The organism is Petrachloros mirabilis (assembly GCF_975968855.1).
On sequence record NZ_CDLUDY010000104.1, the window covers coordinates 1 to 11,335 of the forward strand.

The window sequence follows — 11,335 nt, forward strand, 5'->3', positions numbered from 1 at the left end:
AGAAGGGCCAGAAGGTCGAAGCGGTCGTGCTTCGGATCGATAAGGAAAAGGAACGGCTGTCACTCGGGTACAAGCAGCTATCCCGCGATCCGTGGGATGATGAAATCCCGAGCCGATATCGTGTTGGCGATTCGGCAACCGGCAAAGTCAGCAAGGTGGCGGACTTCGGCATCTTCGTTGAGCTCGAGGGAGGCGTTGAGGGCTTGATCCATATCAGCGAGGCCGGTTTGGATCAAAACGCTAAGCTGGAAGAGAAGTTCAAAATTCAGGACGACGTCACGGCTAAGATCATCAAGGTCGACCGCGAAGAGCGGAAGATCGCCCTGAGCCTCCGGGACCACGAGCTGGATTCCGAGCGACGCCATGTTGACGAGTATCATGCTTCGCAGGGCGCGCCAGATCAAAGTTTGGGGCGTGCGGCGAAGCAAAGCCGGAAAAGGGGAGCCGAAGACGACGAGCGGTAATTCATGACCGGCGCAGCGCCGAGTTCACGACGGGCTCGGCGCTGCACGTGATGTGACGTATGACGGACAACACAGAGGGTAGACCGGCAAAACGCTCCCTGTTCAGGAAAATCCTGTGGGGATTGGGGATTGCATTCGGTCTCTTGCTTTTCATAAATCTGTTCTTCCCCGATCTGGACCTTTCGACGGAAGACCGTGTGGCCCTGATCCGCGTCGAGGGGGTGATTCTCGATTCGCAACAGACGATTACGGAGTTGAAGCGATTCGCTGAAAATCCCCTCGTCAAGGCGATTGTCCTGCGTATTGACAGCCCAGGAGGTGGCGTTGTCCCTTCACAGGAGATCTATGATGCGGTGCAGCGCATCCGTAACAAGAACAACAAGGCCGTCATCGCTTCTATGGGAACGGTTGCCGCGTCGGGAGGCTATTACATCGCCTCGGCCACGGATCGTATTGTGGCCAATCCGGGTTCCTTGACCGGAAGCATAGGCGTGATCATGGAAATGGCCAACGTGGAGGGGCTGCTCAAGAAGATCGGCGTCGAGGGTATCGTTGTGAAGAGCGGTAAGTTCAAGGACGTCGGTTCACCGTTGCGAAAGATGACGGAGGAGGAGCAGGCTCTTCTCCAGTCAGTTATGGATGATGTGCACATGCAATTCATCGATGCGGTGGCGGAAGGCCGCGCGCTGGATGTTTCGACCGTTCAGGGGCTCGCCGACGGGAGAATCTTTACGGGCAGGCAGGCTAAAGAAGCAAAGCTGGTCGACGAGCTCGGCAATCTGGATGATGCAATTCAACTGGCCGCGGACTTGGCCGGCATTGAAGGCGAGCCGAAGGTCGTCGAGCCACGACGCCGGTTCTCGATCAGAGATTTACTCGAATCGAAACTCTCGGCGGTGCTCCCTAAACTTGATTTCTATTCAGGAGTCAGTCTCAAATATCTCATGGTTTTCTAACTCGGTCGGAACGGCGGTCAAGCTTGCCGTAGCGAAAGGGGAATCGGACATGACGAAGGCGCAGATTATCGAACGTGTTTCCGAGCAGGTGACGACCTTGACGAAGCGGCAAGCCGAAATCGTCGTCAATACGATATTTGACTGCGTGCGCGATTCCCTAAAGAGCGGGGACAAAACCGAAATCAGAGGGTTCGGCAGTTTTCGGCTTCGTTCCCGCCGGATGAAAGAGGGGCGAAATCCGAAAACCGGGGCAACGGTCGCCGTTCCTGCGAAGAAGGTTCCCTTTTTCAAGGCGGGGAAAGAACTCAAGGAATTACTCAACCAGTAAACGGATCGCAAGCGATTTAAGGATTAGCATGAGTACATCAAACTCCGACGACTCAGTCGTCACCGAAGTTCGCTGGACCGACGGCGCGTTGAAGCGTATGGAACGAGCCCCGATCTTCTTGCGCGGCATGGTTCGCCGGCTGGCTGAGAAGAAAGCCCGCGAACTGGGTTACGCGGAGATTACGGAAACCATCCTCGATCAGTTCAAGAGCCAAATGATGGGAGGGATGGGCGGGGAAGCCGGTATGGCGGACGCAGCGGAGGCGATGGCGCAAGGCCGACTCCCGTGGACCGCCGCTGCCAAGGAACGGCTCAACACGGTCCCCGAATTCATGCGTGGAATGATTAAACAGATCGCGGAAGAGGTCGCCAAAGAGGGCGGGCATATGGAGGTAAACGTCGAGCTGTTCGAAAAAGTCGAATCCATGGGAGACGTGCGCGAAGCAGCTTCGGCGCCGTTACCGTGGACGGACGGCGCCCTCGCTAAGCTGCAGGAAAAGGTCAAACAATCGCCACCGATCGCTGTGGAGTTCGTCATTGACATGCTCAAGCGCGATACGGAGGACTGGGCTCGAGAGAAAGGAATCGCCCAAATCAACGAACAGGTCCTTACGGAGCTTTGGGATGCCCCGCAGGAGCGCATCGCCTGGACGGATGAAGCGTGGAAACGACTGCAGACTTCCCCGGATTTTGTGCGTAGCGGAATTCGAAAGGCTGCCGAGCGAAGGGCCCGCAAGCTCGGTTTGAAGGAGATCGACTCCGATCACCTTACAGGATTTCGCAATCAAGCCATGATGAAGGCCGTGAAACGAATCCGCTCGTTTGGCTACAATGAACTGACGTTCGACGCCTTCGACACTGCCCTAGAGAAAACCAAGCGACTGAAGGGCAATGAGCAGGCAGAGAAACGCTTGCAGGAGATTCGAGGACACTTCGCGGATCCAGAAACCAAGAAACCCGAAGGAGGAACGTTGGGAGCGGAATTGATGGATCGTTTCCGACGGTATCTCAAAGGAGAGGGAACTCTCTAGTTCACGTTTTTCAATAGATTTCGGCGAAGCATGCGTGTGCCGCCCATGCCACGGTTTTGTGGTATGGGCGGCGCCGTTTTGTGGTTTTGCTCAGTCTGGCTGGATTGAATTGATTAGTGGGCTGCTGCCTGCTTGGGCCAAAACTTGTGACGAATCTGGGGAAGGGGTTCATTGTCGAAGTTGGGGATGTCGTAAAGGCAGCGGTCAATCAGCTCAACCTCTTCTTCGGTCAGTTCCAATGTCACCCTTTTTTTCCAGAATTGGTCGAGGGTAAAGTAGTCACCGGATTTAGGCTTTTCAGCCAAGAGAGCCTTCATCTTTTCGAAGCCCGCCGTATTCACCCCCTCGATGCGACCTTTGTTCCGGTCATGGCACCAGTGGAGCACTTCCGCAATACCATACATACTGATGTCAATTTTTACAGTCTTCCCCATGGACTCCTCCTTGCAAGGTGGCTAGTGTACCCTAGATCATGGGCGTTTTTCAAAGCCTCCCTTCCCCACACAATCGACATCATTTCCCCAAATGGATCTGATTGCCAAGACTCCGGTTCATTGCCAGCTCCAAGCCGCGCTCGGTATACTTACTTGCGTCCAAGGCTTGCGACCTGTTGCTTAACGAACATCCCGTCGCCTCGCCACTCCGTTGGAAGATTGCCGAGAGGAGCGTCATTGCATAACCGAGTAGGGATGGACTCCGGTATTTTCAGTTGCCTCTGTTTGAGCATCGCCATTGGCCTTGCGGTGACGTTCTTCGTCACGGCCTGCTCCAGGCAGGATCCCTATGTTCCTCCGGATCCTCTGTACTATTTCGCCAGTTATAAGGTTGGAAAGAACCCTACGACCGTCACTCCCTTCGATGTCAACCAGGACGGCTTCACCGATCTGGTGACGACCAATATGAGCAGCAACACTCTTTCGATCCTGCTCGGGAATGGAGACGGAACCTTCCACGAACAGGTTCAACTTCATGTTTGTCAGGAACCAAGGTCGTTAGCAACCGGACTTTTCAACGGGGATACATATCCGGACATCGTTCTGGCTTGTTCCGGCAGTGACCAGATCGCCGTGCTCTTCGGCCGGGCCGACGGGAAGTTCGAAGAGGGGCCGCAATACCCGGTGCATCGCACACCGGTCAGTATTGCCAGTGATGATCTCAACGGAGATCAGTTTCCAGACCTCGTTGTGGCCTTACGAAACGACAAGGTCAAGGTTTTTCTGGGAGAAGGAAATGGAGAGTTCCGTCTTGGGGTCCAATATGAGTATGGAGACACGCCCACTTCCGTCGCCCTTTCCGATCTTAATGCAGATGGGCAGATCGATCTCGTTGTCACGAACGGCGGTCCCATGTCGAATGCCGTCTCGATTTGGATCGGGAATGGCGACGGCACGTTTCATAAGCCAACAGACTATCGATCCGGAAAGCGACCGCTCGGCGTGAGCTTTGCCGACTTCAACAACGATCGCATCAAAGACTTACTCGTCATCAACGGAGAACGGGATAGTTTTTCCACATTTCTAGGCAATGGCAATGGGACCTTTCAGGCGGGACACGATTCTGGCGCCGATGCCAGCCCAAATTATGGGCTCGCCCGGGACTTTAATGGAGATCACCGTGCAGATGTCGCAATCGTCAATCTGCAATCAAACGATCTGTCGATTCTTTTTGGCCGCGGCGACGGCACATTCGAGTACCCACCCAGGAATTACCGAACGAAATCCGGGCCGTTCGCGGTGGCCCTCTTCAGTGTCACGACGCAGTCGATGGAAGAGCCGGGACTCGTCACGGCTGACAACGGCCAGGGAACGGTATCCATTTTTCTTCATCGGGGACTCAGACCGGCTCCGGCGCAAACTGTAACGGAGCAGTAAGCGGTAATGACGCATGGTGAAGGCGGCGAACGGATAGAACGGGTCGTCTTCTTGACAGGTTAGAACCCCTCGGCTAGAGTGCCCACAGACGCATTTTTTACCAATGCCGGCGGGCCCGATCGAGGACGTAGTGAGATCCTTCGCATGGTGGTTCGGGATCGGAGCACTGCTCACACTGTCTGTGTTGATGGTGCAGGGAGGTGTCCGAGACCTATTCGACGGCGTGCAACCGAGCGGAGGGACCAGTCCATTCGTTTCGTTCGGAACGACAATTTTAGGCGGAGGATTGCTGGCAGGTTGTTTAGCGTTGGTGATGAATCGGATCAGATGAATGTCCCTGTGATGCGGAGATTCTGTGCATTGTTTGAAATGTAAGGGGTTTATGATGGTCGAGCGTCACTATACGCTCATGAATCGACGTCTTTATGCCCGATGTTTGAATTGCGGGTTTTGGATCGATCTCGCCGATCTGCTTCGGTTCTTCCTGAAGGTCATCGATAGCGGAGCCCGAGGCTCCAAGGTGAGAGAATCGTACAGCTTATAAGATGAGAGAAGCACGGATGACATCGTGTCGAACTGTAGCATGGTGGCCGATTTCAATCTACGCCACGATTCTTCTGGGCACTGTCTTCTTTGTGAATCTCGACGCACTTCTCTCCTCGCCAGCCTTTGCAAAGAGGGCGGTGGTTAAATCCAGGCGCGCGAAGGCAGTTCATGAGGAGGGTCAGACATTACCTTGGCGGCGGCGTGTTCCGGCCAAAAGCATCTTGCTCAAAGAACTCAATAGCGGGCGGATCCTTTATGAACATGAGTCGGGAAAACGTCTCTCGCCTGCGAGTTTGACGAAGATTATGTCGGCTCTCGTGATTCTGGAGCGGGGTCGATTGGACGATTTAGCCACGGTAAGTCCGGCAGCGGCCAGGGCCCCCAAAACGCATCTTCGGCTTAAGACAGGGCAGGTATTCAGACTGGAAGACTTGCTGAAGGCGATGCTGATCGTCTCGGCAAACGACGCCTGTCTGGCTGCCGTCGAACACGTCGGCGGCGACGAATCTCAATTCGTCATGTTGATGAATGCGAAGGCGGCAGCGCTGGGTTTGCGGGATACCCATTTCAGTAATGCTTGCGGATTCGATAATCCAGACCATTACTCGACCGCCGAAGACTTGGCTGCGCTGAGCGTAATAGCGCTTCAACAGCCGATCTTCCGCGACCTGGTCCGCGAGGAACGTGCGACGATCATGCCCGTCAACGGAACGAGAGGATACGTCCTGCGTACAACGAACCGCCTTCTCGGTCGGATTCCCGGAGTCGAGGGCATCAAGACCGGATTTACCTCAAAAGCCGGCCGTTGTCTGATCGCCAAGGTTTCACAGAACGGCAGGGACCTTCTCTTAGTCATTCTTAATGCCAAGCGACGCTGGAATACTGCGACAAGCTTGATCAATTTCGGCCTGAAGGAATCCGGATCGCTTCAGTAGGCACACTTTCTTACTCGGACATACCTTCACACATACCCCCGGTCGAGTCTTTTCACCTATTGGTTCCTTCCGGCACAGCCTTAGCCGCCCGAGGAGATGCGTCGAAATGGTTGCTTGAGAATAGCAGCGCATGACCGCCAAGGGGGACATGCGCTCTTTGTTGGAGGAAGGTTAGCGAACAGGTGAGAATTCGATGTTCACATCCTTGCCGAGATAATTTACGACAAATCCCTGTTGGTCATAGGCCATAATGGCGCCCATGACGTTCTCGTCTCCATATTCTTCTTTGCCGAGCAGCTTCCGTATATCCTCGGGGCTTTCACTGTTGAGTACGTTACGAAGGATTCCGCGCGTCTTATATGAAAACCGGTTGTTTACGAAGATTAAATCCACCTTCCCGTCTTGAATACGTACTCCAGCCATCGGGCCCGTTGGCTTGCGCTGGTCGAGTAAAAAAATGAACAGCGCCTCCTGTTCAACCTTGATTCCGGGAATCCTTTCGTTAACCAGAGAGTCCAGCGCTTTGGCTTCGGGATCTCCAATCTTGACCCCAAATAGCGAGACGTCAGAACTCTTGATGCTCTTGGGATCCATCACATCGTTCTTCGTCAATTCATATGGCTCAGCCAATCCTGAAGTAGCCCACAAACCGCCTCCGCTCATTGTAACGGCGGTAATCAACAACAGTCGCAGGATAACCTTCATCAACTCCTCCTTGTGGGCCAGGTGTCCTCGGAACGCTGCAACATTGAGCGCATCAATCCAGTGGAGGGATTTGCATTCAATGTCCGCATTCTATCGGAAGGGTTGTCAAACTTGCAAGGAATGCGCTTGAGGTTATCCTGCAAAGGCACGACCCGGTTGGATCCGTATCAGGGGGGACCCCGACCCGCAGAGGCCTTTTCTCCCTTGAATGCCTACGATGAGGGAGGAGCGATAAGAAGCAAGGTTCCCAATTCGCGGAGGCGCTGAAAATATGGTCGGCTCTCCTCCTCTATTTCCTGCTCCAACGCTTCAAGATCCGAAAGACAGTCACCGACGATACCACGCCGTTGGTCATCGAGTCCCTCTTGATTGTCGAGAAAATAGACCACACAACCGCAGATTACCGTGTCCAAGGTCATGAGTGGACCCTCATAACGGCTCGACAGTCGAGGCCAATCATCGAGTTTGTGCGCTTCCCACAAGTTGTGTACGTCTTCCCTATCCATCAACCAAACGAGGTTGCGTCAATTCCCTGAGTCGTTTCCAATCCACCCTAGCGCATGCAGAAGCAGGACCGCAAGGGCACATAGTCCTATTCCCCAGAATCGATAATCTACCTCTTCGCGTGTAACGCACCAGGCCACGATCCGGTCACGCACCTCTGCGGCGCCCAACCACAAGAACAGACCTTTCGCTATCATTGCCAGTGCCGTGAAAGTCCAGAGAGGTTGGTGCGGCAGATCCCATCCCAGGAAGAGCAACGCAATGCCTGCAGCCACAGTGGCCATCTGCCAGCGGAAGATTTCCGGGTTGGCGGACGTCAACTCGCGAATCCGATTCATGACGACACGCGGCGCCAGCAGGAGCAAGATTCCATCGGCAGCCCAGATTCCTGCAAGGGCTGCCAGGGCATATTCCTTCATCATTGATCAGGCAGGGGTGTGAGACAAACTGCTCAGACAAGCAGGTGCGGTCACGGGTAAAGACCTCGGTCTTGGTGCGCTTGAGCAACCTTTTCGATCCCTTTCATCAGCGCCGCCATACGCATCGAAGTGCGCTTTGTCGTCGAAAACTCAAGGGTACGGTGAAAGGCGGCGGTGATCAGCTCCCGCAGACGGACCTGAATGTCCTCGGCCTTCCAGAAGAATCGTTGAGCGTCTTGGACCCATTCGAAATAGGAAACGATAACTCCACCAGAGTTCGCGAGGATATCGGGGATCACGAAGATTCCCATATCCTCCACGATGCGATCGGCTTCTATTGTCGTCGGTCCGTTTGCCCCTTCCGCAAGAATTCTGCAACGAAGCTTGGCTGCATTGTGCTTGGTAATTTGTTCCGACAAGGCTGCCGGAACCAAAACAGTGCAATCGAGTTGCAGAAGCTCCTCGTTCGTGAGCGTATCTCCTTGTTTCGTTTCTGCCAATGTGAGGCCGGTTCCCTTATGGCGGGTGATGAGAGCCGGTATGTCGAGCCCGCGAGCGTTGTAGATCGCCCCGTGTACGTCGCTTACGGCCACGACTCTGGCTCCGGATTCGTGCATGATCCGTGCGGTGTGAGAGCCCACGTTTCCAAATCCCTGGATTGCGACCGTCGTGTCGGCAATATCGATTTTGAGATGCCGGAGAGCTTCCAGCGTCACGTTGACAACCCCTCGCCCCGTTGCATCCTCCCGACCAAGACTGCCGCCGATCGAAAGGGGCTTCCCCGTAACAACACCCGGTACTGAATATCCGACTTGCTGGCTGTAGGTGTCCATGATCCAGGCCATGACCTGCGAGTCAGTACCTACGTCCGGAGCCGGCACGTCCTGATCGGGCCCGATCAGGGGGAAGATTTCAGCAGCGTACCGGCGAGTGAGTCGCTGGAGCTCTCCACGCGACAGGAGCTTGGGAGCTACGGCCACGCCGCCTTTGGCTCCCCCATAGGGCAAATCGACCAATGCAGACTTCCATGTCATCCACATCGCAAGAGCCGCTACTTCCCCTAAGTTGACATCAGGATGGTAACGGATTCCACCCTTGGAGGGTCCTCTGGAGGAATCGTGCTGGACGCGATAGCCCGTGAATACCTCCACCCGTCCATCGTCCATCATGATCGGTAAACTTACAACAAGTGATCGTTGGGGTAGTTTGAGCCGTTCTCTGAGGTTGGGGTCCAGCCCCATCTTTTCAGCCGCTTCGTCGAATTGGGCCACCGCCAACCGGAAGGTGGGGTTATCGAGTTCCCGTAGAGACGACATCAGCACTTAGACCTCCTTCATGGGCGACAGGCGACAGGAGCCTCGTGATCGACAGTCACATCCTCATTTCCATGATGACTCCAGATAATGTCGAACCGGGTAGCAAATATATCGACAATCTGTTTGGCCACCAAAGTTACAGAGACCGGGGTTTGGAGAATTTCCGCCATGGTGATCGTCCGGCAATCTGAAAGACCGCAGGGCGAAATAAGAGCGAACGGGGCCAGGTCTAGATCCACATTCAAGGCAAAGCCGTGCATGGTTACACCACGATCGACCCGAATGCCGATGGACGCGATCTTAGCGTGACCGTCACTGGTTCGAACCCAAATACCAGGGCATTTGTCGACTCGATAGCCGACTATCTGCCACAGGGCGAGTGTCTGTATGAGCACGTCCTCCAAGAGGTGGACATAGGCTCTCGGGCCGGATACGTATTGTGTCAGCTTGATAATGGGATAGCCGACCAGTTGTCCAGGACCATGAAAGGTTATCGAACCGCCACGATTCACGGGCTCGATTCCTGCTCCAGTTCCCAACAATATGTTCAAGCTCTTCCCGAAATGAGCTGGTTCCGTTCGACGGCCGAACGTATAAACCGGCAAGTGCTCGAGGATGAGCAGTGTATCCTGGACAATTCCAGACAAGCGATCCGCATGCAGCCGTTGCTGCAACGACCACCCGTCTTTGTAGGAAATGGGATGAGTCAACGAAATGAGTCGGGCTAGTTTGAAACCGGCCTTCCGATCATTGTCATCTAGGGCAGTCATTATTCACCCTTGAGTGAAGCCGGCTTGGGTAGTTGGAGTGTGGCAGGCCCGCTTTTCCCATGCAGGGTCAGTTGGACGGTAGGCTGGTCGCCCGATCGCACCAATGCATGCCAAAAGTCACCCATGTTGAATACCTGATGTTGATCAACGGCTGTAATGATATCCCCGCTTTGCAGGCCGGCTATCCCGGCAGGCTTGGCGGCATCAACATCAAGGGCCAACACCCCGCGCTCCCCCTCGAGGCCGAAACTCGACATGATGCTCGGGGTAATCGTCACGGGAATGAATCCGAGGTCGGGCCGGTATATTGATCCCCGAACGATCATTGACTGAATATGCGAGTAGATAGCCTCCATCGAAATCGCGTAACTGATCGCTTGGGCCGATGGGGCGATAGCCACGTTGATGCCGACAACATGTCCGGCCAAGTCCACCAACGGTCCTCCGCTGTTGCCGGGATTGATCGCCGCATCGGTTTGAATCAGATCATACAATGTTTCCCCTTCCGGCGTGATAACTGAGCGATCGAGTGCGCTGACGACTCCAACAGTCACGGTGGATCCTCCCTTGAGAGCGAGAGGGTTGCCGATCGCCACGATCGTTTCACCGATTTCCATTTCCGGCACGGGAGTCAGTGTTGCGGGGATCAAATCTTTTGCGTTGATCTTGACCAGAGCAAGGTCTAGCAAGAAATCCCGTGCGACGACGCGGCCAGGGGTCAGCCGGCCCGTTGCCAGTCCGACCACGATACTTTTCGTGCCGGTGACCAGATGGTTATTTGTGAGGATGTACCCGCTTTCGTCGATAATAACTCCGGATCCCGAGCCCGACTGTGCCTGGGAAAGGCTTGCCGGCACGCCGCGGGTCATAATGGTTACGACAGAGGGGCGCACCTTCTTGACGACCTCAGGAACCGTGAGAGATTTATCCAGTTCACCTGCTGTTGCGCGCGAGATCCAGGGGCTGGCAAAGGAAGAGAAAAGGAAGAAGACCGAGAGAAGAAAGATGGGTCGAACAAGCTGCTGAGCTTTCATGAGCTTCATTTGATCAGTCGTACCCATTCTCGCATAACTTCCTTGTATAGGAAAAGCGTTAGAAAAATACAAAGGGGGTGAGGATCGCTCCCCGCCCCCTTCATCGCCGATGGCGTCTCTTCTTACCGAATTGCTTACTGAATCGCGGCGAACATTTCCTTGATAGCCGGAGTTTTCAGTTTCTTAAGCGCCTTTGCCTCGATTTGTCTGATTCGCTCCCTTGTGACGGACAGGTTCTGCCCAACTTGTTCGAGTGTAGAGGGCTGATCATATCCGATTCCGAATCGCAGCCGGATCACCGTCTGTTCCCGCGGCGTCAGAGTCTCGAGAATTCGGTCGAGTTGATTCGTCATTTCCATCCGATGCACATGGGCATCCGGTGGCACGGCCTGCGAATCTGGAAGAAGCTCCCCGAATTCCGTTCCGCCGTCTCCGACCGGATGTTCCAACGCCACCG

General features: G+C 54.7%; 16 protein-coding genes. 8 read left to right on the forward strand and 8 right to left on the reverse strand.

Annotated features, from left to right (window positions below; genetic code table 11):
* The 4 genes from ACWVCN_RS04280 to ACWVCN_RS04295 all read left to right on the forward strand — a co-directional run.
* Window positions 1–464: S1 RNA-binding domain-containing protein (locus ACWVCN_RS04280; protein WP_455244280.1), on the forward strand; the 464-nt coding region annotated here is incomplete at its 5' end.
* Window positions 465–523: 59 nt separating this feature from the next.
* Window positions 524–1,420: a signal peptide peptidase SppA gene (gene sppA, locus ACWVCN_RS04285; protein WP_455244281.1), complete on the forward strand. Its 897-nt coding sequence runs from the start codon at window positions 524–526 to the stop codon at window positions 1,418–1,420.
* 49 nt (window positions 1,421–1,469) lie between these two features.
* A complete protein-coding gene (locus tag ACWVCN_RS04290) occupies window positions 1,470–1,748 on the forward strand; it encodes an HU family DNA-binding protein (RefSeq protein ID WP_455244282.1) in 279 nt (92 codons plus the stop codon).
* A 28-nt stretch (window positions 1,749–1,776) separates the two neighbouring features.
* On the forward strand, window positions 1,777–2,778 hold the full coding sequence (locus tag ACWVCN_RS04295) for a PCP reductase family protein (protein WP_455244283.1): 1,002 nt from the start codon (window positions 1,777–1,779) through the stop codon (window positions 2,776–2,778).
* 113 nt (window positions 2,779–2,891) lie between these two features.
* Here ACWVCN_RS04295 and ACWVCN_RS04300 read toward each other — a convergent pair whose 3' ends face one another.
* Window positions 2,892–3,212: a hypothetical protein gene (locus ACWVCN_RS04300; RefSeq protein ID WP_455244284.1), complete on the reverse strand. Its 321-nt coding sequence runs from the start codon at window positions 3,210–3,212 to the stop codon at window positions 2,892–2,894.
* A gap of 237 nt (window positions 3,213–3,449) precedes the next feature.
* Here ACWVCN_RS04300 and ACWVCN_RS04305 point away from each other — a divergent pair, with 237 nt between their 5' ends.
* The 4 genes from ACWVCN_RS04305 to ACWVCN_RS04320 all read left to right on the forward strand — a co-directional run bounded on the left by ACWVCN_RS04305 (window position 3,450) and on the right by ACWVCN_RS04320 (window position 6,130).
* Window positions 3,450–4,649, forward strand: coding sequence for an FG-GAP repeat domain-containing protein (locus tag ACWVCN_RS04305; protein WP_455244285.1), 1,200 nt, complete (start codon window positions 3,450–3,452; stop codon window positions 4,647–4,649).
* 103 nt (window positions 4,650–4,752) lie between these two features.
* The gene (locus ACWVCN_RS04310) at window positions 4,753–4,980 is read left to right on the forward strand and encodes a hypothetical protein (RefSeq protein ID WP_455244286.1); all 228 of its coding nucleotides are present in this window, start codon (window positions 4,753–4,755) and stop codon (window positions 4,978–4,980) included.
* A gap of 51 nt (window positions 4,981–5,031) precedes the next feature.
* Window positions 5,032–5,193: a hypothetical protein gene (locus tag ACWVCN_RS04315; RefSeq protein WP_455244287.1), complete on the forward strand. Its 162-nt coding sequence runs from the start codon at window positions 5,032–5,034 to the stop codon at window positions 5,191–5,193.
* 16 nt (window positions 5,194–5,209) lie between these two features.
* Window positions 5,210–6,130: a D-alanyl-D-alanine carboxypeptidase family protein gene (locus tag ACWVCN_RS04320; RefSeq protein ID WP_455244288.1), complete on the forward strand. Its 921-nt coding sequence runs from the start codon at window positions 5,210–5,212 to the stop codon at window positions 6,128–6,130.
* Between the two features lie 171 nt (window positions 6,131–6,301).
* Here the strand turns inward: ACWVCN_RS04320 and ACWVCN_RS04325 are convergent, their stop codons facing one another.
* The 7 genes from ACWVCN_RS04325 to ACWVCN_RS04355 all read right to left on the reverse strand — a co-directional run.
* Window positions 6,302–6,835 (reverse strand): hypothetical protein, encoded by a 534-nt coding sequence (locus ACWVCN_RS04325; protein WP_455244289.1) that lies wholly within the window; start codon window positions 6,833–6,835, stop codon window positions 6,302–6,304.
* A 212-nt stretch (window positions 6,836–7,047) separates the two neighbouring features.
* Window positions 7,048–7,254 carry a hypothetical protein gene (locus tag ACWVCN_RS04330; protein WP_455244290.1) on the reverse strand — a complete coding sequence of 69 codons (207 nt, stop codon included), beginning with the start codon at window positions 7,252–7,254 and terminating at the stop codon, window positions 7,048–7,050.
* A gap of 105 nt (window positions 7,255–7,359) precedes the next feature.
* Complete coding sequence (locus ACWVCN_RS04335; RefSeq protein WP_455244291.1) at window positions 7,360–7,761, reverse strand: hypothetical protein; 402 nt, start codon at window positions 7,759–7,761, stop codon at window positions 7,360–7,362.
* Window positions 7,762–7,808: 47 nt separating this feature from the next.
* On the reverse strand, window positions 7,809–9,074 hold the full coding sequence (locus ACWVCN_RS04340) for a Glu/Leu/Phe/Val family dehydrogenase (RefSeq protein WP_455244292.1): 1,266 nt from the start codon (window positions 9,072–9,074) through the stop codon (window positions 7,809–7,811).
* A gap of 17 nt (window positions 9,075–9,091) precedes the next feature.
* Window positions 9,092–9,844 carry a lipoyl(octanoyl) transferase LipB gene (gene lipB / locus ACWVCN_RS04345; protein ID WP_455244293.1) on the reverse strand — a complete coding sequence of 251 codons (753 nt, stop codon included), beginning with the start codon at window positions 9,842–9,844 and terminating at the stop codon, window positions 9,092–9,094.
* Window positions 9,844–10,905, reverse strand: a complete 1,062-nt coding sequence (locus ACWVCN_RS04350) for a S1C family serine protease (RefSeq protein ID WP_455244294.1) — start codon at window positions 10,903–10,905, stop codon at window positions 9,844–9,846. The genes lipB and ACWVCN_RS04350 overlap by 1 nt, the downstream gene beginning before the upstream one ends.
* Window positions 10,906–11,012: 107 nt before the next feature.
* Window positions 11,013–11,335 (reverse strand): sigma-70 family RNA polymerase sigma factor (locus ACWVCN_RS04355; protein ID WP_455244295.1); only part of this gene is annotated, 323 nt, incomplete at its 5' end.